The organism is Pseudomonas sp. LBUM1672 (assembly GCF_059695655.1).
Genome location: NZ_CP166781.1, coordinates 4,127,815 through 4,151,758, shown reverse-complemented (window position 1 = coordinate 4,151,758; position 23,944 = coordinate 4,127,815). Strand labels below are relative to the sequence as shown.

Below are 23,944 nucleotides of genomic sequence, written 5' to 3'. Positions count from 1 at the left end.
GGGGCATTAATGAAACGATCGCGCGTGACGACCCTTCGTCGTCGCGCGCAATGCCTTACGGCAGCGGCTATCAACACCTTCTCGCTGGCCGAGGAATGTTCAAACAAAGGATGAGGCTATGGTTCAAGTTCGCAAACTGGTGTTAGCAATAGCGGCCGCCTCGGCGCTGTCCTCCGGTATGGCGCATGCCCTCGGGCTCGGGGAATTGACCCTGAAGTCGACGCTGAACCAACCTCTGGTGGCGGAAATCGAGCTGCTCGACGTCAAGGAACTCACCGCCGCGGAAGTGGTGCCGAGCCTCGCTTCGCCGGAAGATTTCGCCAAGGCCGGTGTCGATCGCCAGGCGTTTCTCAACGACCTGACGTTCACCCCCGTGCTCAACGCCAGCGGTAAAAGCATCCTGCGTGTAACGTCCAGCAAGCCCCTGTCCGAACCGATGGTGAAATTCCTGGTTCAGGTGATGTGGCCCAACGGTCGTCTGCTGCGCGATTACAGCGTGTTGCTCGACCCGTCGAAATTCTCCCCGCAGACCGCTGAAGCGGCTGCGCAGCCTGCGCCGACCCAAGCAGTCACTGCGCCGGTGACCGGTGCAACCCAGCCGACCCAATACACCACCACGGCGCGCGATACCCTCTGGGAGATCGCCGAGAAGGCGCGTAATGGCGGGTCGGTCCAGCAAACCATGTTGGCCATCCAGGCGCTGAACCCGGATGCCTTCATCGACGGCAACATCAACCGGTTGAAAATCGGCCAGGTGCTGCGCATGCCCGATCAGGCGCAAAGCACCAGTCTGCCGCAATCCAAGGCAATCGCTGAAGTCGCTGCACAGAACACCGCATGGCGCCAGGGGCGTCGTTATGTCGCGAAGCCCGGCACCGGGCAGCAGCAACTCGATGCCACCAAGCGTGGACGCGCTGACGCTGCTCCGACGCAAGCGGCGAAAGATAACCTGAGCCTGGTCTCTGCCGAAACTGGCAAAGGCCGTGGCAAAGGCGCCCCAGGCGATGCCAAGGCCTTGGGCAACAAACTGGCGGTGACCCAGGAAAGCCTCGACACGACCCGTCGTGACAACGCCGAACTGAAAAGCCGCATGGCCGATCTGCAAAGTCAGCTGGACAAGCTGCAACGCCTGATCGAACTGAAGAACAATCAACTGGCCAAGTTGCAGGCTGAAGGCGCTGCTGATGCGCCGGCTGCAGCGGCGACCGCTCCAGCGATGTCTGCCGAGTTGGCCGCTGATCCTGCGGCAGCGCCGACGGAAGTGGCTCCTGCTCCGGCTGCACCTGCTCCAGAGGCGGCGGCACCTGAAGCTGCTCCGGCGCCAGTGCCTGCCGAGTCGGCAGTCGAGCCGACGCCAGAGGCCTCCGATGACCAGAAATTCAACGAGCTGCTGACCAATCCGGTCCTGCTGGGTCTGGTGGGCGGCGGTGCAGTGGTTCTGTTGCTGTTGCTGCTGTTGCTGGCACGTCGCCGCAAAGCCCAGCAAGAAGCCGAGAAACACCTGCGCATGGCGCGTGCCCTGGAAGAAGAGAAGGAATTCTCTGTCGAACAGGAACTGCCGGAAAGCAGCTTCGAAGGTTTGGAAGTTCCGCCGCCGAGTGTGACGCTCGCTCCCGCGCCGATACCAACGCCACCACCTGCGCCAGCTCCAACCCCAGCGCCAGTCCCAGACGTAATGACCACGCCGATCGCCGCGCCACTGGTATCGCCAGCAGCCGAGCGCGATGACGACGTGCTGACCAAGGCCCAGTCGCACATTGCCGCCGGTCGTTTGAACCAGGCCGCTGCGTTGCTCGAAGACGGCATCAAGCAAGAGCCACAGCGCAGCGACCTGCGTCTGAAACTGATGGAAGTCTACGGTCAGCAGGGCGATCGCGATGCATTTGTTGCCCAGGAGCGTCAGTTGGTCGCCAACGGTGACAACTTCGCCCAGGTCGAGCAGCTTAAAAGCCGCTTCCCGGCAATGGCTATCGCGGCTGCCGGTGGTCTTGCTGCCGCCGCCATCGCTGCCGAGCTGGACGCGCAGTACGTCAAGGACCTGCTGCTGGACGAGCCGCAAGCACCGGCCGATGACCTGGACAGTGCCTTCGACCTGAGCCTGGATGACCTGGAAGCCGCGTCACCAGCAGTGGTCACGCCAGAGCCGGAAGCTGCGGCTGACCTTGACGAGTTTCCGCTGGACGATGACCTGAGCTTTGAATCGGTATTGAAGGAACAGACCGAAATCAAGGAAAACCTCGACGACTTGTCGGACTTCGATCTGGACATGGATTTGGGCGGTGATACATCGCCGGCCATCCTCGCTGAAGATGACTTCCTGCTGGATCTGGACGAAGGCGTGAAGGACCTGCCTGCGGAGCCTGTAAAACCTGAATTGCCTCAGGACGATCTGGAGCTGCCGGCCGATTTCGACCTGTCGCTGGCTGATGAAATGGATGCCGCCCCGGCCGAGCCTGAGGTCAAGGACGCCTTTGCCGCTGAACTGGATGACGTCAACGCCGAGCTGGATCGTTTGTCCCAGAGCATGAGTGAGCCGACCTTTACCGCAGAAGATGCTATGGCTTCCGCGGCGGACGAGCCGGACTTCGACTTCCTCTCCGGCACCGACGAAGTCGCCACCAAACTCGATCTGGCCCAGGCCTATATCGACATGGGCGACAACGACGGCGCTCGGGACATCCTCAATGAGGTGGTGGCCGAGGGGAATGCTGGCCAGAAGAGTGAAGCCAAGGAGATGCTTTCGCATCTGGCTTGAGAGATCGGTAGGCAGTAACAGAACGGCAGCCCAGTGAGGCTGCCGTTTTTGTTTCAGCGGTGATCCGACGGCGTCTGTCAGGCCGCCATCGCGAGCAGGCTCGCTCCCACAGGGATTGGTGCCAGACACAAATAGTGCGGCGCCACGATCCTTGTGGGAGATTCTATGTTGCCCGGCAACCCTGAATTCTCAGGCTGACAGGTATTCGCTCTGATTTTTCATCAGGGCAAATGCCACTCGACAGAGCTTTCGGGCCAAGGCAACCAAGGCCTGGGTTTTCGAGAAGCCTCTAGCCAGGTATGCCTCGTAAAACGGCTTCCATTTAGGCGAGCGACACGCCGCCATTGCGGCGTTGTACGCCAAACGACGAACCTCCGGATCTCCTTTTTTGGTCAGGTACCGCTGCCCATTCTTCTTGCCGGAGTCTTCGACTGCCAAGTCCATTCCCAGGAATGCGATGAACGCATCGCTGTTCGCAAAATCGCCCCGCATAAAGGTCGTCGCCAACCCGGTTGCGGTCAGTTCCCCAACGCCTTCGATGGCTTTGCAGCGATCAATATTCGCCTCAATTCCCGCCTCTTTGCTGACCTTGCGCAGCAGTTTCTGAATCGCCTGATCCGCTTGCTTGAACGCCTTCTGCTGAGCGACCTGCACTTTCTTCAACAAGGGTTCATTGGCCCAACTCAACATCAGCCCAGCATGGTTCTGGATCAGCGTTGCACGTCTGTGAAGCAGGCTTTTCAGCGAGCTGTAGGCCTTGGGTGGCGGGCTCCAGACCCGCAGTTTGCTTTGTTCATTCTCCAGGTAACGCGCCAGCAAACGCGCATCGCAGGGATCGTTCTTGGCTCGTTGACCAACGCCACGGCGGTAATGACTCACGCGATAAGCATCCACCACGTAGACCTGATGACCCATCTCATGGGCCAGCTCTACCGTGTCCAAGTGGTAGATGTTGGTGGCTTCAACGGCGATAGCGCTTTGGGCAGGCAGGGTTTTAAGCCAACGCTTGAGGGCGGTTCGATCGTTCTTGATGTCTTGAATGATTTGCAGGTCGGTGCGATAGACAGCAATTTGGGCCTTGGCGATATCGATACCAACAACCGTCTGCGAAGTAAGGATTGTCATGACGAATCCTCGGAGCTAGGGTTTAAGTGCTTGTTGGGGTCTACCGTTGCGCTGGCTTGTCTCTATCGTCGGTTTACCGATGAATTCCTTATCGGCGCTTTTGGGTAGAAGGGGCGGGACGAGAAGTCTCCCACAGTCTGTACTGGTCAGAGTCAGAATCGAGTCTGTAGTCCCACCCACCCCTTCAAGTCTAAACATACAAGCGAGCCTGCTCGCGATGGCGGCGTCACATTCAACACCGTATCGACTGTTGCACTGGCGTCCCGGTGCGGCGGCCTTATAATGCCCGCCTTTGCGCACATCAGCAGGCTGTTACTCCTTGGCAAATATAGATAACCCGGCCGCCGAAATGGCGGCCGACGGCTTTTTCCGGATCGCGCTGGGCGTTGAATACAAAGGCTCGCGTTATCGCGGCTGGCAACGCCAGGCCTCTGGCGTGCTCACCGTGCAGGAAACCCTCGAAAAGGCCCTGTCCAAAGTCGCCGACTCACCGGTATCGCTGCTCTGCGCCGGACGCACGGACGCCGGCGTGCATGCGTGCGGCCAAGTGGTGCATTTCGATACGCAGGTCGAGCGTTCGATGAAGGCCTGGGTCATGGGCGCCAATATCAACTTGCCCCACGACGTCAGCGTCAGCTGGGCCAAGGTCATGCCGGCGCATTTTCATGCGCGCTTCAAGGCCATCGCCCGCCGTTATCGGTATGTGATCTACAACGATCAGATCCGCCCGGCGCACCTCAACGAAGAAATCACCTGGAACCACCGTCCGCTCGATGTCGAGCGCATGGCCGAGGCCGCCCAGTACCTGGTCGGTACCCATGATTTCAGCGCTTTCCGCGCCGGTCAGTGCCAGGCCAAGTCGCCGATCAAGGAACTGCATCACCTGCGGGTCACGCGCCACGGCAAGATGATCGTGCTGGATATTCGCGCCAGTGCCTTCTTGCACCACATGGTGCGCAACATCGCCGGTGTATTGATGACCATCGGTGCCGGCGAGCGTCCGGTGGAGTGGATGAAGGAAGTGTTGGAGAGCCGGATCCGTCGTTCTGGCGGGGTGACGGCGCATCCTTACGGCCTGTACCTGGTGCAGGTCGAGTATCGCGACGAGTTCGAATTGCCCGAGCGTTACATTGGTCCACACTTCCTCACCGGCTTCTCTGAACTTGACGGCTGACGCCCTCGAACGCATTTGTTACCATCCGGGACTTTCTCGGATTTGCCCTGAGGTTTTATCGACATGTCAGCCGTTCGCAGCAAGATTTGTGGGATTACCCGCATAGAAGATGCGTTGGCGGCGGTCGAGGCCGGGGCGGATGCCATCGGGTTTGTGTTTTACGCCAAGAGTCCGCGGGCCGTCACGTTCCAGCAGGCGCGCGACATTATCAAGTTGCTGCCGCCGTTCGTGACCACCGTGGGGTTGTTCGTCAACACCAGCCGCTGCGAGTTGGGCGAGCTGCTCGACGCCGTACCGCTGGACCTGTTGCAGTTCCATGGCGACGAAACCGCAGCCGAATGTGAAGGCTGGCACCGCCCGTACATCAAGGCGTTGCGGGTCAAGGCCGGCGACGACATCGGGGCGGCCTGCAATGCGTTCCCAAGTGCCAGCGGTATCCTGCTTGATGCCTATGTCGAAGGTGTTCCCGGTGGAACCGGTGAAGCGTTCGACTGGTCTCTGATACCGCAAGGCTTGAGCAAACCGATCATCCTCGCTGGTGGCTTGACCCCGGATAACGTGGCTGAGGCAATCGCCCGGGTCCGGCCTTACGCGGTTGACGTCAGCGGTGGGGTAGAGGCGAGCAAGGGCATCAAGGATCACGCAAAGATTCAGGCATTCATCAAGGCGGTACGCAGTAGCTCGTAGTTGATGTGACGGCTGGCAGACTGCCGCCGTCCCAAAATGCACTGCGCTGCACAAAGCAGGCACGGCTGAGGATTGAGGGGTTGTACGCCGGTCACGTTCAATGACCCGGCAATCGATCGATCATCGCCACACACATGAATTTAGCTCAAGGGCATACGCGGGGCTGCGAACCAGAGCGTTCGGGCCGCCGGTACTGGAGAAAGAAAGCATGAGCAACTGGTTAGTAGACAAACTGATCCCTTCGATCATGCGTTCCGAGGTCAAGAAGAGCTCGGTGCCTGAAGGTCTGTGGCACAAATGCCCGTCTTGCGAGGCTGTGCTGTATCGTCCGGAGCTGGAAAAGACCCTGGACGTTTGCCCCAAGTGCAACCACCACATGCGTATCGGCGCCCGCGCGCGCATCGACATTTTCCTCGACGCTGAAGGCCGTGCCGAATTGGGCGCAGACCTGGAGCCGGTTGACCGTCTGAAATTCCGCGACGGCAAGAAGTACAAGGATCGCCTGACCGCTGCCCAGAAGCAGACCGGCGAAAAAGACGCACTGATCTCCATGAGCGGTACCTTGCTGGGCATGCCGGTGGTGGTTTCTGCCTTCGAATTCTCCTTCATGGGTGGTTCGATGGGCGCCATCGTTGGTGAGCGTTTTGTCCGCGCCGCCAACTACGCGCTGGAAAACCGTTGCCCGATGATCTGCTTCGCCGCCTCCGGTGGTGCGCGGATGCAGGAAGCCCTGATCTCCCTGATGCAAATGGCCAAGACCTCCGCGGTACTGGCGCGTCTGCGTGAAGAAGGCATTCCGTTCATCTCCGTGCTGACCGACCCGGTCTACGGTGGTGTTTCCGCCAGTCTGGCGATGCTGGGCGACGTGATTGTCGGTGAGCCTAAAGCCCTGATCGGCTTTGCCGGTCCGCGCGTGATCGAGCAAACCGTGCGTGAAAAACTGCCGGAAGGCTTCCAGCGCAGTGAGTTCCTGCTGGAGCACGGCGCGATCGACATGATCATTCACCGTCAGGAACTGCGTCCACGCCTGGGCAACCTGCTGGCACAAATGATGGGCCTGCCAACGCCGACATTCGTTGCCGCACCTATCGAACCGATCGTGGTTCCACCGGTACCTGCCAACATATGACCCAACGTACCCTTGGCGAGTGGCTCGCCTACCTTGAGCAGTTGCACCCTTCGGCCATCGACATGGGCCTTGAGCGCTCGCAACAGGTAGCGTCCCGCATGGGACTGGGCAAGCCGGCGCCTCGGGTGATCACGGTCACCGGCACCAACGGCAAGGGTTCGACCTGCGCATTCGTGGCTTCGTTGCTGCGGGCGCAGGGCCTGAACGTTGGTGTCTACAACTCTCCGCACCTGCTGCGTTACAACGAGCGGGTGCAGGTCAACGGCGTCGAAGCGACTGACGCCGCGCTATGCGAAGCCTTTACTGCGGTCGAGGCGGGCCGTGGCGACACGTCCCTGACGTACTTCGAAATGGGCACCCTGGCGGCGTTCTGGCTGTTTCAACAGGCAGGGCTTGATGCCGTGGTGCTGGAAGTCGGTCTCGGTGGGCGTCTGGACACGGTCAACGTGGTCGATGCCGACATGGCGCTGGTCACCAGCATCGGTGTTGATCACGCCGATTATCTGGGCGATACCCGTGAATCCGTGGCATTCGAGAAAGCCGGCATCTTCCGCCAGGGCGCGCCCGCGCTCTGTGGCGACCTGAATCCTCCGCAACCCCTGCTGGATAAAGCGCGCGAGCTGGCTTGCCCGTTCTTCCTGCGTGGGCGCGATTTTGACCTCGGTGTCACCGATCACAACTGGCAATGGCGCGGTGTAGACGCTCAAGGGCGTGTGGTCGAGTTGCGCGATCTGCCGCTGCTCGATCTGCCGATGGAAAACGCTGCGCTGGCCTTGCAGGCTTACCTGTTGCTCGGGTTGCCGTGGGTGGGTGCGCAAATTATTGAGGCCCTGACAGCGACGCGGGTGGTCGGTCGTCTCGATCGCCGTCAGTTCGACTGGCAGGGCAAGCGCCTGAACCTGTTGCTGGATGTGGGTCATAACCCGCACGCGGCCGAGTATCTGGCGCGCCGTCTGGCCAGCCGTCCACCGGTCGGCAAGCGCCTGGCGGTGTTCGGATTGTTGGCGGACAAGGATCTGGATGGTGTTGTCAGTGAATTGAATGCTAGTGTCCAGCAATGGGCTGTCGCGCCGCTGGATTCACCGCGTGCGCGCCCGGTTGCCGATTTGCAGGCGGCGTTGCAGAACCTTGGCGCTGCGGTAACGTCCTATGACAGTGTGGCCGCCGCTCTGGAAGGGCAGTGTGCACTGGCGACGAGCGACGACGAGATTCTGTTGTTCGGATCATTTTATTGTGTCGCCGAGGCCCTTGAATGGCTGGCCCGGCGCTCCACGGAGGAAGCGGCAAATGGCATTGCTGGATAAGGCATACAAACAGCGCATGGTTGGCGCCCTGGTTCTGGTGGCGCTGGCGGTGATTTTTCTGCCGATGCTGTTTTCCCGTCAGGATGAACAGCGTCAAGTGACGGTTGAAGCCCCGGCTGCGCCGCAAGCACCGTCGGTGCCGCAAGTGCAGGTCGAGCCGGTGGTCGTGCCTGAGCCGCAAGCGCTGCCTCAAGAACCTGTGCCGAGTGATGATGAAATTGCTCAGCAAGAAGCCGCGCCGTCGGCGCCGATTGCACCCGCAGCACCGAGTGCACCAGTGACACCAGCACCAGTCGCCAAGCCGGCCGCGCCAGCCCCGGTGCCTGCATTGGCAGCCAAGCCTGCAACAGCGCCGTCTCAACCAATTTCTGCCGCGCCGGGCAAACCTGATACGACTCAAAGCCGCGTCGATGCCAATGGCCTGTCGGTCAGCTGGTCGGTGCAACTGGCCAGCCTGTCGAGCCGTGCCAGTGCCGAAAGCCTGCAAAAAGACCTGCGCAGTCAGGGCTATAACGCCTACATCCGTACGGCCGACGGCAAGAATCGGGTGTTTGTCGGGCCGCTGATCGAGCGCGCCGAAGCCGACCGTCTGCGTGACTTGTTAGGCCGTCAAAAGAACCTCAAGGGCTTTGTGGTGCGTTTCCAGCCTGAGCGTAACTAAAAACTATCGGCCCGATTTGAAATGCACTGACAATCGCAGCTTACCGATAGCCATGGGCTCTGCTAAAATGCGCCGCCTTATCCGTCTGTAGGCTGCACTGTGCCATTTACCTGGGTTGACTGGGCGATCGTTGCAATCGTCGCCATCTCCGCATTGATCAGTCTGAGCCGCGGCTTCGTCAAAGAAGCATTATCGCTGGTGACCTGGATCATTGCAGGAGTCGTCGCCTGGATGTTCGGTGGTGCATTGTCCGAGTACCTCGCCGGATACATCGAAACGCCATCGGCTCGTGTGATCACGGGCTGTGCCATCATGTTTGTCGCCACGTTAATCGTAGGCGCAATGATCAATTATCTTATCGGCGAGTTGGTTCGTGTCACCGGGTTGTCCGGGACCGATCGATTCCTCGGCATGGCCTTCGGCGCTGCGCGTGGCGTGTTGCTGGTGGTCGTGGCAGTCGGGCTGTTGAGCCTGGGGCCGGTACAGCAGGACGGGTGGTGGCAACAGTCACAGCTCGTGCCAAAATTTCTATTGGTCGCAGACTGGTCCAAAAACCTGATCCTCGGGTGGAGCAGTCAGTGGCTTGCCAGCGGTATCAGCGTACCCGCTGAGATACCGTTCAAGGAGCACCTCTTGCCGATGGCCAAAACGCCTCAGTGAGTTGTGTTCAGTTCAGATCCATTAAGTAGGGGTTGCGTCGCATGTGTGGCATCGTCGGTATCGTCGGTAAGTCGAACGTCAATCAGGCGCTGTATGACGCGCTAACCGTCCTCCAGCACCGCGGCCAGGACGCTGCCGGTATCGTGACCAGCCATGATGGCCGGTTATTCCTGCGCAAGGACAATGGCCTGGTGCGTGACGTGTTCCATCAGCGTCACATGCAGCGCCTGGTCGGCCACATGGGCATTGGCCATGTGCGTTACCCGACCGCGGGCAGCTCGACTTCGGCCGAAGCCCAACCGTTTTACGTCAACTCGCCTTACGGCATTACCTTGGCGCACAACGGTAACCTGACCAACGTTGAGCAGCTGGCCAAGGAGATTTACGAATCTGACCTGCGCCACGTCAACACCAATTCCGATTCGGAAGTGCTGCTTAACGTGTTCGCGCACGAACTGGCCCAGCGCGGCAAGTTGCAGCCAACCGAAGAAGACGTGTTTGCGGCCGTTACTGACGTGCACAACCGTTGCGTCGGTGGCTACGCGGTTGTTGCAATGGTGACCGGCTACGGCATCGTCGGTTTCCGCGACCCGCACGGCATCCGTCCGATCGTCTTCGGTCAGCGTCACACCGACGAAGGCGTCGAGTACATGATCGCCTCCGAAAGCGTGTCCCTGGACGTGCTCGGTTTCACCCTGATTCGCGACCTGGCACCGGGCGAAGCGGTCTACATCACTGAAGACGGCAAGCTGCACACCCGTCAGTGCGCGACCAACCCGTCCCTGACGCCGTGCATCTTCGAACACGTCTACCTGGCGCGTCCGGACTCGATCATCGACGGCGTGTCGGTCTATAAGGCTCGCCTGCGCATGGGTGAGAAACTCGCCGAGAAGATTCTGCGCGAGCGTCCGGAACACGACATCGACGTGGTCATCCCGATTCCGGACACCAGCCGCACTGCGGCCCTGGAGCTGGCGAACCACTTGGGCGTCAAGTTCCGCGAAGGTTTCGTGAAGAACCGCTACATTGGCCGGACCTTCATCATGCCGGGCCAGGCCGCACGGAAAAAATCCGTACGCCAGAAGCTCAACGCCATCGAACTGGAATTCCGCGGCAAGAACGTGATGCTGGTGGACGACTCGATCGTTCGCGGCACCACGTGCAAGCAGATCATCCAGATGGCCCGTGAAGCCGGCGCGAAAAACGTCTACTTCTGCTCCGCAGCCCCGGCCGTTCGCTACCCGAACGTCTACGGCATCGACATGCCAAGCGCTCACGAGCTGATCGCCCACAACCGTTCGACCCAGGACGTGGCTGACCTGATCGGCGCCGACTGGCTGATCTATCAGGATTTGCCTGACTTGATCGAAGCAGTCGGTGGCGGCAAGATCAAGATCGACAAGTTCGATTGCGCGGTGTTCGACGGCCAGTACGTCACCGGCGACGTCGATGAGGCTTACCTGAACAAGATCGAGCAGGCACGCAACGATGCCTCCAAGGTCAAGACGCAGGCAGTCAGTGCGATCATCGATCTGTATAACAACTGAGTAACTACCGGCCCTGAGGGGCCGGTTTTGTATCTACTGATTAGCTCTCCAAATCGAGAGCAGGGCAAGGAGTGACAGCATGAGTCAGGATTGGGATGCCGGTCGGCTGGACAGCGACCTCGAAGGCGTAGCGTTCGATACCCTGGCCGTACGCGCCGGTCAGCACCGCACGCCGGAAGGCGAACACGGTGATCCGATGTTCTTCACTTCCAGCTATGTATTCCGTACCGCTGCCGACGCGGCGGCGCGCTTTGCCGGCGAAGTGCCGGGCAACGTTTACTCGCGTTACACCAATCCGACCGTGCGCGCGTTCGAAGAACGCATTGCCGCGCTGGAAAGCGCCGAGCAAGCGGTGGCCACGGCCACTGGCATGGCGGCGATCATGGCGGTGGTGATGAGCCTGTGCAGCGCCGGCGACCACGTGTTGGTGTCCCGTAGCGTGTTCGGCTCGACCATCAGCCTGTTCGAAAAGTATTTCAAGCGCTTCGGTATCGAAGTCGATTACGTGCCTCTGGCAGACTTGTCCGGCTGGGATGCGGCGATCAAGGCCAACACCAAATTGCTCTTCGTCGAGTCGCCTTCCAATCCGTTGGCCGAACTGGTGGACATTGCCGAGCTGGCGAAAATCGCTCACGCCAAAGGCGCGATGCTGGTAGTCGACAACTGCTTCTGCACCCCGGCGTTGCAACAGCCGCTGAAGATGGGCGCGGACATCGTCGTGCACTCGGCGACCAAATTCATCGACGGCCAGGGCCGTTGCATGGGCGGCGTTGTTGCCGGTCGCAGCGAGCAGATGAAAGAAGTCGTCGGCTTCCTGCGTACCGCCGGGCCGACCCTGAGCCCGTTCAACGCCTGGATCTTCCTCAAGGGCCTCGAAACCCTGAGCCTGCGCATGAAGGCGCATTGCGCCAATGCCCAGCAACTGGCCGAGTGGCTGGAGCAGCAGGACGGTATCGAAAAAGTCCATTACGCCGGCCTCAAGAGCCATCCGCAGCACGAACTGGCCTTGCGTCAGCAGAAGGGTTTCGGCGCCGTGGTGAGTTTCGAGGTCAAGGGTGGCAAAGAGGGCGCCTGGCGCTTTATCGACGCGACCCGTTTGATTTCGATTACCGCCAACCTGGGCGACAGCAAAACCACCATCACGCACCCGAGCACCACTTCCCACGGCCGTCTGGCGCCGCAAGAGCGTGAAGCAGCGGGCATTCGTGACAGCCTGATCCGCATCGCGGTCGGTCTGGAAGACGTGGCTGACCTGCAAGCCGATCTGGCGCGCGGGTTGGCTGCCTTGTGATCGAGTTGTCGACGCCAGGCACCGGCACCCATGGCCGCGTTGCACTGGTCACCGGTGCCGCGCGCGGCATCGGGCTCGGTATTGCGGCTTGGCTGATCAGCGAAGGCTGGCAGGTTGTGCTGACCGACCTCGATCGAGAACGCGGTTCGAAAGTGACGAAGGTGCTGGGCGCAAACGCCTGGTTCATCGCCATGGACGTCTCGAACGAGGGGCAAGTGGCGCTGGGCGTCGCCGAGGTGCTTGGGCAATTCGGACGTCTGGATGCGCTGGTGTGCAACGCGGCGGTGGCCGACCCGCACAACATCACCCTGGAAAGCCTCGATCTGGCTTACTGGAATCGGGTGTTGGCGGTCAATCTCAGTGGGCCGATGCTGTTGGCCAAACACTGTGCGCCGTATCTGCGCGCTCACAGCGGTGCGATCGTCAACTTGGCCTCGACCCGCGCTGCGCAGTCCGAGCCGGACACAGAGGCTTACGCGGCGAGCAAGGGCGGTCTGTTGGCCCTGACTCATGCCTTGGCGATTAGCCTTGGGCCGGAAATTCGCGTCAATGCGGTCAGCCCCGGCTGGATCGATGCGCGTGATCCGGCGGCACGTCGTGCCGAACCTCTGACCGATGCCGACCATGCGCAGCATCCGGCGGGCAGGGTAGGGACCGTCGAGGACGTCGCGGCGATGGTGGCGTGGCTGCTGTCGAAGAATGCCGGTTTCGTCACGGGCCAGGAGTTTGTGGTCGACGGCGGCATGACCAAGAAGATGATTTACAGCGAGTAATCCGGCGGCGTCCTGGCCAGCATTTGTATTGGATGTGCCGCCGCCTTCGCGAGCAAGCCCGCTCCCACAGTTGATTGTCAGTGAACACAGATTATGTGTACGACGCAAAATCACTGTGGGAGCGGGCTTGCTCGCGAAAGCGGTGTGACTGCATAAGCGTGATGGTGGCGGTTGGCAACGCCTTGCGGAATGACACGATTCTGTCTTTTTTAGAAAAACTTCAATCCTGCTATTGACTTAGGTTCGCTACCTGCGTAAATTTCGCGGCCTCGGAGATGCAAACGGGTGATTAGCTCAGCTGGGAGAGCGTCTGCCTTACAAGCAGAATGTCGGCGGTTCGATCCCGTCATCACCCACCACTTCCGAGAGTCTTGCGAAAGCAAGATGGAAGCTTTTAAAAGCCTCCACCGACGCGCAGCGGTAGTTCAGTCGGTTAGAATACCGGCCTGTCACGCCGGGGGTCGCGGGTTCGAGTCCCGTCCGCTGCGCCATATTTTCCGAGTCAGATTTATCTGGTTCGAGATTGAGAAGCTTCTGAGTTTTCAATCAGACGAGTTACTTGGGCGAAAGTCCAAAGCGATACGCAGCGGTAGTTCAGTCGGTTAGAATACCGGCCTGTCACGCCGGGGGTCGCGGGTTCGAGTCCCGTCCGCTGCGCCATATCTGCCTCAAGGCCCGCTGAACGCCTTGGAGCTACGAAGAAAGCCGCTGGCTGTCTTCGAGTCGATAGCAAAGACCCTGGTCGAAAGACCGGGGTTTTTTGTGTCTGCGATTTGGCTTTTCCTCCGCGCACACCCTCCCAATCGAACCTTTCTGCTCATCCGATGCATAAAGCGCTTCCTTCATACGCCCGACATTAATTAGAATCACTCTCATTTACGATAACTCCTTGGCACAGGGCTTCTTGAAATGAGCGATGCAGCGATGCCGGAGGAGCAAACCTTCCACGATTTGTACCGCGACCATCGCGGCTGGCTCGAATGCTGGTTGAGACGACGCATGAGCAATGGTCATGATGCAGCGGACCTGAGCCAGGATACGTTCGTGCGCTTGCTCGCCAGCTCCCAGCGCATCGCTGACCTTCAAGAACCCCGCGCCTACCTGGCGACCGTGGGCAAACGGTTGCTGACCAACTTCTACAAACGCCGCAGCCTCGAGCAGGCTTACCTCAATGCACTGGCGTTGCTGCCGGAAGACTGCGTGCCATCCCCCGAACAACGCTGGATCCTGCTGGAAACCCTGCAAGCCCTCGACGAGTTGCTCGATGGATTGCCGACGCCGGTGCGACGGGCGTTTCTCTGGAGCCAACTGGAAGGCCTGGGTTATCAAGACATCGCCGAGCGACTGCAAGTCTCGGAGCGCACGATCAAGCGCTACATGGCCCAGGCTTACGAACACTGCCTGCTGGTGGACCTGTGATCGGTTCAGCCCCTTCGGCCGACGCCCGCCAAGCCATCCGGGCTGCCGCACGGTGGCTGGCGCTCATGGAATCGGGCACCGCCAATGAGCGCGACCGAGCCGAATTGCAGAACTGGCGCGACAGCCATTCCAGCCACGAGCAGGCCTGGCAAAAAGCGCAACTCTTGCGCCAGCGCTTCACCGACCTGCCGTCAGCCTTGGCGATGGCCAGTCTGGATCGGCCGCAACCAAGCCGACGCGCAGTACTCAAGCGCGCCGTCGGAGCGGTCGCGTTGGTGCCGGCTGCCTGGCTGATCAGTCGGCAATTGCCTCTGGACGTCTGGGGCGCCGATCTGCGCACAGCGACCGGGGAGGGAAAGAAAGTCCAGTTGGCCGATGGCAGCTCGCTGCAATTGAACACCGCCAGTGCCGTCGATATCGATCTGAACAACCGGCTACTGAAGCTTGTGGAAGGCGAAATAGCCCTGAAAGTCCCCGGCACTTCGCCGCTGACGATCCAGACCCATTTCGGCCAAGTGGTCGTCAGTCAAAGCGAAGTCTGTGTTCGTCAGTGGCAGACGGGTTGCAGAGTGTCTGTGCTTAACGGCTCCGTGCAGTTGCAGCCGTTGCACGGACCGGTCTTCTCGTTGCGCGCCGGCCAGCAAGTCAGCCTTCAGGTCGCGGGTGCCGGTGCCGTGGAGCCCTTCGACGTGCTCGCCCCAGGTTGGCGTGACGGTGTGCTGATGGCGCAGAACCAGCCGCTGGGGGATTTCCTGCGCGAACTCAGCACTTATCGTCCAGGCGTGTTGCGCTGGGAACCGGAATTGGAATCCCTGCGCGTCACTGGCAGTTTTCGCCTGGAAGACACCGACCGTATCCTCGCGTTGCTGGCGGCCAGCCTGCCGCTGGAGGTGCATTCGCGTACGCGTTATTGGGTAACGCTGCTGCCGCGCAAAAATAGTGTTTGAAGTGTGTCCCCTTTTTTCGCGTCGATTGTCATTCAAGGCAAGTGAACGAAATAAGAGAGCTTCTTCAATGCCCGCAGTGTTCCCATCGAGTCCGCGTCTGGCTTCATCCCGCCTGCGCCCGTTAATGCACTTGAGCCTGTTGCTGAGCCTCAGTGCCTGTCCGTTGTTTGTCACTGCCAGCTGGGCCGAAGACGCGCCTCGACGCAGTTATCAGGTGCCGGCAGGTAGCCTCAGCGCAGCATTGACCCGTTTCGCCGGTCTGGCGGGCGTCAACCTCTCGGTTGACCCGGCGTTGGTGAGCGGTCGCAACAGTCCCGGTCTTTCCGGCGAGTTCGCCGTGGAGGAGGGCTTCGCCCGGCTGTTACAGGGTTCCGGCCTGCAACTGCAGCCGGTAGGCGAACAGGCCTATATCCTGACCCCGGCGCCAGAAGGCAGCGGCCTGCAACTGGGTGCCACCTCGATTCTCGGCTCCATCGACCCGGTAAACGGCGATCCGTATGCCGGTGGCCAAGTCGCGCGCCGTGGTTCGCAAGGCTTGCTCGGCTCCAAAGACTTCATGGAAACGCCGTTCAGCATGACCACCTACACCAGTGAGGTGGTCAAGAACCAGCAGGCGCGGACATTGGGCGACCTGATTGCAAACGATCCGTCGGTTCGCGCCACCAACCCGGCGGGTGGGCGCTACGAGCAGTTCACCATTCGCGGGCTCAGCCTGTTCAACAGTGATGTTGCCTACAACGGTCTCTACGGCATCCTGCCGACCTACACGATCGACATGGAAATGGCCGACCGCGTCGACGTGCTCAAGGGGCCGAGCCAGCTGATCAACGGCATCTCGCCGCGGGGCAGCGTAGGCGGCGGGATCAACGTGGTGCCCAAGCGCGCTACCGACAAACCGATCACGTCGTTCACCGGCAGCTACGCGTCCGACAGCCAGGTCGGCGGTGCTGTGGATGTCGGCCGGCGGTTTGGCGAGGACAACAAATTCGGTATTCGCTTCAACGGCGTCAAACAGTCCGGCGACACCGAATGGGATCAACAGAATGTCGACCGCGAGATGGCCGTACTCGGCCTGGATTTTCGCGGTGAACGCCTGCGGCTCTCGACGGACATCGGGCGCACCGAGCGTGACACCGACGCCCCGCAGGAACGCGTGCAGGTGAACGCCAACGCGCAGGTTCCGCGGGCCAGCGATGTGCGCCACAACTATGCGCAACCCTGGAGCAAGGCGAGCACCAACGACACCTTCGGCACGGTGAACGGCGAGTTCGATGTCAGCGATTCCGTCATGCTGTATGGCGGTGTCGGCGCGCGCAAAAGCAACCATGACTTCCTCCGGCATGCCGTTGCAGTCACCAATGACCGGGGCGATTTCAGCGTGCAGCCGCGTGATTTTACTCGCGACGAAAATGTGCGGACGGCCACGGCCGGGGTGCGCAACTGGTTCCACACCGGTCCGGTGAGCCACGAGGTCAACCTGGCCGCCAGCTACTTCTACATGGACTTCGAAAATGGCGGCGCGCGTTACGCGGCGGCGCCGAGCAACCTCTACAATCCGGTGGAAACACCGACACCGGTCAGACCGACGCGACAGGATCCGAAGGTCTACACCGAAAACCGCTTCAGCGGCGTGGCGTTGTCCGACACCCTGGGTTTCTTCGATGACCAGCTGCTGCTGACCCTCGGCGCGCGCTGGCAGCGGGTCAAGGTTGACGACTGGTCGGATAACATCAAAGGCGACACCGCCTACGATGAGGAAAAGGTTTCGCCATCAGGCGGCATCCTGTTCAAGGCCACCGATAAGCTGTCGCTCTACGCCAACTACATGGAAGGCCTGAGCCAGGGCAAGATCGCACCGTCGACCTCGATCAACGAAGACGAGATTTTCCCGCCGTTCATCAGCCGCCAGGTCGAGGTCGGCGCCAAGTATGACGCCGGTGCTTTCGCGGTGACCGCCGCAGTGTTCCGGATCAAGCAGCCGGCCTATGAGACCAACGCCACGACACGCGTCTTCGGCCCGAACGGCAAGCGTGAAAACACAGGTGTGGAGTTGAGTGTGTTCGGTGAGCCGCTCGACGGTTTCCGCCTGCTCGGCGGTGTCATGTACATCGACAGCGAGCTGACCAACACCACCAATGGCACTTTCGACGGCAACCGGGCGCCGGCCACGCCGAAATACAACGTCAACCTCGGCGCCGAGTGGGACGTGCCGACTGTTCAGGGCCTGACCCTCACCAGCCGCGGCCTCTATTCCAGCTCGCAATATCTGGATCAGTCCAACAACAAGGAAATCGATTCCTGGGAGCGTTTCGACGTGGGCGCACGCTACGCGTTCAAGGTCGAGGAAAAGAACATCACATTGCGCGCCAATATCGAGAACGTGGCGGACAAGCGCTATTGGAGTTCGGCCGGGGCGTCGGATGACAGCGAGCCTGGGTTGACGCTGTCGACGCCACGGACCTACCTGCTTTCCGCGACGGTGGACTTCTGACGGCATCTCATTGGCTGACATGACGCCATCGCGGGCAAGCCCGCTCCCACAGTGATCTGTGTTGTTTCACACATTGAGTGAACACCAAGAACCCTGTGGGAGCGGGCTTGCCCGCGATGGCGGCATAGGCAGCGCCGCAAAACTCAGCCCTGTAAATACACCGCATGGGTATGCGTGTACTCGTAAAGCCCATGCTTGCCATCCGCACCACCAATCCCGGATTTACGCACCCCGGCATGGAAGCCCTGCATGGCCTCGAAGTTCTCCCGGTTGACGTAAGTCTCGCCAAAATCCAGCTCGCGCATCGCCTGCATGGTTTTACTCAAGTCGCGGGTGTAGATCGATGAAGTCAGGCCATAGTCGCAATCGTTGGCCAGGGCGATGGCTTCGTCGAGGTCATCGACGATCTGGATCGGCAGCACCGGGCCGAAAATCTCCTCGCGCATGATTTCCATATCGGCGCTGCAACCCGCCAACACCGTGGGCTGGAAGTGGAAGCCATTTGGTAGATCGGCAATCTGCCCGCCACTGATCAAACTTGCGCCCTGACTCAACGCCGTACGGACTTTGCGGTTGACGCTGTCCAGGCCCTGACGGTTGATCAGCGGGCCCATTTCCACATCTGGCTGAGCAATCGGATCACCGTAACGGGTCGCGCTCATCGCGGCAGAAATGCGTTCGATGAACTGATCGGCGACCTTGCGCTCGACGTACACTCGCTCGGCGCAATTGCACACCTGGCCGCTGTTGATGATCCGCGAATCGCGAATGGCTTTCACCGCCAGATCCAGGTCGGCATCCGCCAGCACAATGGCCGGCGCCTTGCCGCCCAGTTCCAGGTTGAGCTTGGTGATGTTCGGTGCCGCGGCGGCCATGATTCGCGAGCCGGTGTCGACGCTGCCGGTGAAGCTGATCATGTCCACGCCCTTGTGCGCGCTGAGTGCCGCCCCCACTCGACCATCGCCGCAGACCACGTTGAACACGCCGGGTGGCAGATCGGTTTCGGCGACGAGCCGGGCGAATTCGAAGCAGTTGTTCGGGGTTTCTTCGCTGGGTTTGATCACGATGGTGTTGCCGGTCAGCAGGGCTGGGGCCATCTTGCGGGCGATCAGGAAGAACGGGAAATTCCACGGCAGAATCCCGGCGACCACGCCCAGCGGTTTGCGGAACAGAAAGATATTTTCGTTCTGGCGGTCGCTGGTGATGATTTCGCCTTCAATGCGTCGGGCCCACTCGGCCATGTAGTCGAGGTAATCGGCGGTGAAATTGACCTCGACCTCTGCGAGGCCGCTGACCTTGCCTTGTTCCAGGGTAATGGTGCGCGCCAGGTACTGGACGTTCTCCCGCAGCTTGGCGGCGATGCGGCGCAGATGCCCGGCGCGTTCAATCGCCGGTTTGCGTGACCAGTCTTTTTGCGCAGCACGCGCGGCGGCGAGGGCGCGGTCGACGTCTTCGGCTGTCGAGGCCGGGACTTTCGACAGCGCGACGCCGGTGGCCGGGTTGATCACATCGAGGTGGGCAGCACTGGCCACAAACTGGCCATTAATGAAGTTTTCGTAGACAGGCACGGACGACATGGGACGACTCCTTGGCTGATCAATAGGTGCGCGACGGCGCGTGCTCGGTGGCCGGTGTGCGATAGCGCGCGAGGGTGGTCATGGCGCTTTGGCGCAGCAGGCTGATGTCGATGGCCACCGCAATGAACTGGCAACCCCAGCTCTGATAGCGGCGCGCGTCTTCTTCGTTTGGCGCGAGAATGCCGCAGGCCTTGCCGGCCGCGAGCGTTGCGTGCACCGCGTGTTGGATGCGTTCCTGGACTTCAGGATGACCCGGGTTGCCGGCATGGCCGAGGCCGATGGACAAATCCGCCGGGCCGATAAACACCGCGTCCACGCCTTCGACAGCGGCGATTGCTTCGACGTTTTCCACACCCGTGCGCGATTCCACCTGCACGATCAGGCACAACTGCTCATGGGCGGTGTTCAGGTAATCCGGCACGCCGTCCCAGCGCGTGGCGCGGGTCAGGCCGCCGCCGACGCCACGAATGCCATGCGGCGGATAGCGCATGGCGCGCACCAGCGCGGCCGCTTGCTCGGCGGTTTCGACCATCGGGATCATCAGCGTTTGCGCGCCGATATCCAGCAGTTGCTTGATCAGATTGGCATCGCCCGTCACTGCACGCACGACGGGCGCGGTGGAGTAGGGCGCCACCGCCTGCAATTGCGCGAGTACGCCGGGCACGGTGTTCGGCGCATGTTCACCATCGATCAACATCCAGTCATAACCGGTAGTGGCGACGATCTCGGCGGCGTAGCCGGTGGCGAAACCGGCCCAGATGCCGTACTGGGTCGCCGGATTTTTCAGCGCGGCCTTGAAAGCGTTGTGAGGCATGTTCATGACGGGGTCCTTTCTCAACGGTTATACGGCCGATGCAGTTGGCATTCCGGATTGAGGGTTACGCCGAAACCTGGCTGGTCGAGTGCCGACAGGCGCATGCGACCGTTCACCGGCACCGGTTCGCCGAGCAATTGCGGGTGGAACATCGGCACCACTTCATCCGCTTTCGGCGCCATCATCAGGAACTCGGCGAACGGGCTGTTATGTCGGGTGGCGACGAAGTGGTAGCTGTAGACAGACGAACCATGGGGAATGACCAAGGCGTTGTGGGCATCGGCTAGGGCGGAAATCTTCACCAGTTCGGTGATCCCGCCGCACCAGCCAACGTCCGGCTGGATGATGTCGCAGCAACCCATTTCCAGCAGCATGCGAAAGCCCCAGCGGGTGGCTTCGTGTTCGCCGGTGGTCACCAGCATGCCTTTGGGCACGTTGTTGCGCAGGGCGGCGTAACCCCAGTAATCGTCCGGCGGCAGGGCTTCTTCGATCCACTTCAAACCGTATTCGTGGGCGCCGACCGCCAGTTTGGTGGCGTAGTTGAGGTCCAGGCTCATCCAGCAATCGAGCATCAGCCAGAAGTCCGGGCCGACCCGTTCGCGCATGGTGGCCAACTCTTCGAGGTTCTTGCGCAGGCCTTCCTCACCTTCGGCCGGGCCGTGGTGCAGCGGCATCTTGCCGCCGATGAAACCCATTTTCTGCGCCAGATCCGGACGGGCGCCGGTGGCGTAGAACTGCAATTCGTCACGCACCGCACCGCCGAGCAATTGATGCACTGGTTCCTGGCGGATCTTGCCGAGCAGGTCCCACAGCGCCAGATCAACGCCGGAGATCGTGTTGATGACGATGCCTTTGCGCCCGTAATACAGCGTCGACTGGTACATCTGGTCCCAGATTTTTTCGATGTCGGTGACCCGTGCGCCTTCGAGGAAACGCGCCAGGTGTTTCTCGACGATGTAAGCCGCTGGCTCACCACCGGTGGTCACGGCAAAACCGACCGTGCCGTCGCTGGCTTCGATCTCGACCACCAGGGTCCCGAGCACGTTGATGCCGAAGGTGCGGCGGCTCTGGCGATACTCGGGGTATTTGCTCATCGGCGTGGCGATGTGATCGTCGATCCAGTGGCCGTCCGCCTGATCGTGATAATCCGCGCCGCCGCCTCGCAGGGTGAAGGCGCGGACGTGTTTGATGGTTGGAATGCCCATGGTGTGACTCCTCAGGTTTAAACGGTGGCCGGTGTACTGGAAGGCTTCTGGACGGGTGAGCGGATGCCCAGCACCAGCAACGCGGCGATGACAGTGGTGCCGGCCAGCACGTACAACCCGGCGGCCGGTGAATGGAAGGCGCCTTCGGCCCAGTTTTTCAGCACCGGGGCGATGAAGCCGCCGAGGGCGCCGAACGAGTTGATCAGGGCGATCCCGGCCGCCGCAGCGCTGCCGGCGAGGTAGCTGGAAGGGAAGGTCCAGAACACCGGTTGCACGGCGATGAAGCCGGAAGCGGCGAAGCACAGCGCGACGATGCCGAGGAACGGGCTGGCGAAGGTCACCGAGCAGGCGATCCCGGCTGCCGACATCAGTAACGTCAGGCAGGCGGTGCGACGACGTTCGCCGGTGCGGTCGCTGTAACCGGGGATCAGGTATGCCGCGACGATCGCGCAGATCCACGGAATCGCCGTGACCAGTCCGACCATCAGCCCGACCTTGGTGCCCAAGAGTCCGCCGACCTGGGTGGGCAGATAGAACACCACGCCGTAAACGCTGGCCTGAATGAGCAGATAAATCTGGCACAGGTACAGCACCGACGGCTGGCACAGGACGTTGAGCAGGCTGCGGCCGTGGTTCTGTTTGTGGCTGTCTTCTTGATCGAGGATGCCTTGCACTTGCTGGCGCTCTTCAACCGTCAGCCACTTCGCATCGGCCGGGCGATTGTCCAGATACCAATAGGCCCAGACACCCACCGCGGTGGCCATCAGGCCTTCAACCGCGAACAGCCATTGCCAGCCGTGGACACCGGCAAATCCGTCCAGCTCCAGCAACAGGCCGGACAGCGGGCTGCCGAAGATGAACGCCAGCGGCGCACCGAAGTAGAAGAAGCCCATGGCTTTGCCGCGCGCGGCGCTGGGGAACCAATAGGTGAGGTAGAGGATGACGCCGGGGAAGAAGCCGGCTTCGGCCACGCCCAGCAAAAAACGCAGGATGTAGAAGCTGGTTTCGGTGTGGGCGAAGACCATGGCGGCGGAGACCAGCCCCCAAGTGACCATGATCCGGCACATCCACAGACGGGCGCCGACACGGTGCAGGATCAGATTGCTCGGCACTTCGAGCAGCGCATAACCGACGAAAAACACCCCGGCGCCGAAGGCGAAGGCGGCGTCGCTGATATTGGTGTCGGCTTGAAAGGCTTGCTTGGCGAACCCGACGTTGGCGCGGTCGAGGAAGGCCATGATGTACATCAGCAGCAGGAAGGGCAGCAACCGCCAGGAAATTTTGGCGAGCAGAGGCGCGGGTAGAGTCTTCATCGCAGTTTTCCTTTGGTAGGGCATTTGTTCTTATGGGAAAGACTGTACGGCCGTGGATCGATGCGTTACAAATCGAATCTAGCTCACAACTGATACCCTCAGGGTATCGATACGAAAGGCCCGCCATGACCACACCGATCATCTCCCGCAGCCTGCTCAACCGCCTGCGCTACAAGCATTTGCACATGCTGGTGACGCTGAGCAGCAGTCAGAACCTGCACCGTGCCTCGCAAAGCCTGAACATGTCGCAACCGGCGGCGACCCGGATGCTGCATGAGATTGAGGACATGTTCGGCTGCGACCTGTTCGAGCGCCTGCCGCGCGGAATGCGGCCAACGGCGCTGGGCAGTGAGTTGATTCGTTTCGCCGAATCCGCCCTCAGCGGCCTCGACCGCTGCGCCGAAGACCTGATCGCGCGGCAGCAGGGCGGTTACGGTTATCTGTCCATCGGCACCATCATGGGCGCCGCGCCTGACCTGGTGATGGATTCGATTGCCGAAATCAAGGCGCTCAATCCGCAGTTGCGCATTCGCATCATGGGCGACACCAGCGATCAGGTGATCCAGCTTCTGGAGCAGGGCCGCATCGACCTCGCCATTGCCCGGCGCAATGCCGCCACCGACAGCGAACATTACGAATTCGAACAGCTGGGCAACGAACGGTTGCTGGTTGTCGTTCACGCCGGTCATCCCTTGGTGCAAAGGGAAGCACTCGAACTCTCGGAACTGGTCAGCGGCTGGCCGTGGATCCTGCAGCCAGAGACCAGTCCGGCGCGCATCGGTCTTGATCAGGCCTTGCAGCGCCTGGCCTTGCCGACGCCCGCCGACATCATCGAATGCAGTTCGGTGTACTCGATGCAGCAACTGATTCAACTGACCGACGCCATCATGGTGCTCTCGGAAACCGCGTTGCGCGACTACCTGAAAATGGGGCTGGTGGTGGCGCTGCCCGTAGAGCTGGACGTGCAACTGGCGCCATTCGGATTGCTGCTTCGCAAGGGCGAACACATCAGCCGGGAGTTGGGTTTGTTCATCGATTTGCTCCGCCGAAAAGCGGCGATTTTTTGATTCTT

General features: G+C 60.9%; 19 protein-coding genes and 3 tRNA genes. 17 read left to right on the top strand and 5 right to left on the bottom strand.

All coding sequences use genetic code 11. From position 1 onward, the window contains the following. Positions 1-118: 118 nt before the first annotated feature. Positions 119-2,755, top strand: coding sequence for a FimV/HubP family polar landmark protein (locus tag ACA053_RS18950; protein WP_497393393.1), 2,637 nt, complete (start codon positions 119-121; stop codon positions 2,753-2,755). 189 nt (positions 2,756-2,944) lie between these two features. Here the strand turns inward: ACA053_RS18950 and ACA053_RS18945 are convergent, their stop codons facing one another. Further along, positions 2,945-3,880, bottom strand: coding sequence for an IS110 family transposase (locus ACA053_RS18945; protein ID WP_497312732.1), 936 nt, complete (start codon positions 3,878-3,880; stop codon positions 2,945-2,947). A 349-nt stretch (positions 3,881-4,229) separates the two neighbouring features. Here ACA053_RS18945 and truA point away from each other — a divergent pair, with 349 nt between their 5' ends. The 15 genes from truA to ACA053_RS18870 all read left to right on the top strand — a co-directional run bounded on the left by truA (position 4,230) and on the right by ACA053_RS18870 (position 17,963). Further along, positions 4,230-5,054 carry a tRNA pseudouridine(38-40) synthase TruA gene (gene truA / locus ACA053_RS18940; protein ID WP_403106832.1) on the top strand — a complete coding sequence of 275 codons (825 nt, stop codon included), beginning with the start codon at positions 4,230-4,232 and terminating at the stop codon, positions 5,052-5,054. Between the two features lie 63 nt (positions 5,055-5,117). Further along, positions 5,118-5,741: a phosphoribosylanthranilate isomerase gene (locus ACA053_RS18935; protein ID WP_497393392.1), complete on the top strand. Its 624-nt coding sequence runs from the start codon at positions 5,118-5,120 to the stop codon at positions 5,739-5,741. 208 nt (positions 5,742-5,949) lie between these two features. Beyond that, the gene (gene accD / locus ACA053_RS18930; protein ID WP_109633201.1) at positions 5,950-6,870 is read left to right on the top strand and encodes an acetyl-CoA carboxylase, carboxyltransferase subunit beta; all 921 of its coding nucleotides are present in this window, start codon (positions 5,950-5,952) and stop codon (positions 6,868-6,870) included. Continuing rightward, positions 6,867-8,174, top strand: coding sequence for a bifunctional tetrahydrofolate synthase/dihydrofolate synthase (folC, locus tag ACA053_RS18925; protein ID WP_497312487.1), 1,308 nt, complete (start codon positions 6,867-6,869; stop codon positions 8,172-8,174). Before accD ends, folC begins: the two co-directional genes overlap by 4 nt. Then, complete coding sequence (locus ACA053_RS18920) at positions 8,158-8,835, top strand: SPOR domain-containing protein (RefSeq protein WP_497393390.1); 678 nt, start codon at positions 8,158-8,160, stop codon at positions 8,833-8,835. Before folC ends, ACA053_RS18920 begins: the two co-directional genes overlap by 17 nt. Positions 8,836-8,934: 99 nt before the next feature. Further along, a complete protein-coding gene (locus tag ACA053_RS18915; protein ID WP_109633196.1) occupies positions 8,935-9,495 on the top strand; it encodes a CvpA family protein in 561 nt (186 codons plus the stop codon). Positions 9,496-9,536: 41 nt separating this feature from the next. Beyond that, positions 9,537-11,042: an amidophosphoribosyltransferase gene (gene purF, locus ACA053_RS18910; RefSeq protein WP_046026886.1), complete on the top strand. Its 1,506-nt coding sequence runs from the start codon at positions 9,537-9,539 to the stop codon at positions 11,040-11,042. 79 nt (positions 11,043-11,121) lie between these two features. Further along, positions 11,122-12,333 carry an O-succinylhomoserine sulfhydrylase gene (locus tag ACA053_RS18905; RefSeq protein ID WP_010456020.1) on the top strand — a complete coding sequence of 404 codons (1,212 nt, stop codon included), beginning with the start codon at positions 11,122-11,124 and terminating at the stop codon, positions 12,331-12,333. Next, positions 12,330-13,106, top strand: coding sequence for an SDR family oxidoreductase (locus ACA053_RS18900; RefSeq protein WP_109633194.1), 777 nt, complete (start codon positions 12,330-12,332; stop codon positions 13,104-13,106). The genes ACA053_RS18905 and ACA053_RS18900 overlap by 4 nt, the downstream gene beginning before the upstream one ends. A 283-nt stretch (positions 13,107-13,389) precedes the next feature. After that, positions 13,390-13,465, top strand: a tRNA-Val gene (locus ACA053_RS18895). 55 nt (positions 13,466-13,520) lie between these two features. Further along, positions 13,521-13,597: transfer RNA gene (locus ACA053_RS18890), tRNA-Asp, on the top strand. A gap of 92 nt (positions 13,598-13,689) precedes the next feature. Continuing rightward, a tRNA-Asp gene (locus ACA053_RS18885) sits at positions 13,690-13,766 on the top strand. Positions 13,767-14,015: 249 nt separating this feature from the next. Continuing rightward, positions 14,016-14,525, top strand: coding sequence for a sigma-70 family RNA polymerase sigma factor (locus ACA053_RS18880; RefSeq protein WP_497393389.1), 510 nt, complete (start codon positions 14,016-14,018; stop codon positions 14,523-14,525). Then, complete coding sequence (locus ACA053_RS18875; protein WP_497393388.1) at positions 14,522-15,472, top strand: FecR domain-containing protein; 951 nt, start codon at positions 14,522-14,524, stop codon at positions 15,470-15,472. The genes ACA053_RS18880 and ACA053_RS18875 overlap by 4 nt, the downstream gene beginning before the upstream one ends. A 67-nt stretch (positions 15,473-15,539) precedes the next feature. Then, positions 15,540-17,963 (top strand): TonB-dependent siderophore receptor, encoded by a 2,424-nt coding sequence (locus tag ACA053_RS18870; RefSeq protein ID WP_497393387.1) that lies wholly within the window; start codon positions 15,540-15,542, stop codon positions 17,961-17,963. Between the two features lie 143 nt (positions 17,964-18,106). On the opposite strand, the gene aldA is transcribed toward ACA053_RS18870, so the two are convergent. The 4 genes from aldA to ACA053_RS18850 are packed head-to-tail and all read right to left on the bottom strand — an operon-like array spanning position 18,107 to position 22,872. Continuing rightward, positions 18,107-19,540 (bottom strand): aldehyde dehydrogenase, encoded by a 1,434-nt coding sequence (gene aldA, locus ACA053_RS18865; RefSeq protein ID WP_497393386.1) that lies wholly within the window; start codon positions 19,538-19,540, stop codon positions 18,107-18,109. Positions 19,541-19,559: 19 nt separating this feature from the next. Then, positions 19,560-20,360: an aldolase/citrate lyase family protein gene (locus tag ACA053_RS18860; protein ID WP_497393385.1), complete on the bottom strand. Its 801-nt coding sequence runs from the start codon at positions 20,358-20,360 to the stop codon at positions 19,560-19,562. A 14-nt stretch (positions 20,361-20,374) separates the two neighbouring features. Beyond that, positions 20,375-21,559 (bottom strand): L-rhamnonate dehydratase, encoded by a 1,185-nt coding sequence (rhmD, locus tag ACA053_RS18855; protein WP_008067008.1) that lies wholly within the window; start codon positions 21,557-21,559, stop codon positions 20,375-20,377. A gap of 17 nt (positions 21,560-21,576) precedes the next feature. Continuing rightward, positions 21,577-22,872, bottom strand: coding sequence for an MFS transporter (locus tag ACA053_RS18850; protein ID WP_497393384.1), 1,296 nt, complete (start codon positions 22,870-22,872; stop codon positions 21,577-21,579). A gap of 125 nt (positions 22,873-22,997) precedes the next feature. Here ACA053_RS18850 and ACA053_RS18845 point away from each other — a divergent pair, with 125 nt between their 5' ends. Next, positions 22,998-23,939: a LysR family transcriptional regulator gene (locus ACA053_RS18845; protein ID WP_109633176.1), complete on the top strand. Its 942-nt coding sequence runs from the start codon at positions 22,998-23,000 to the stop codon at positions 23,937-23,939. Positions 23,940-23,944 lie beyond the last annotated feature (5 nt).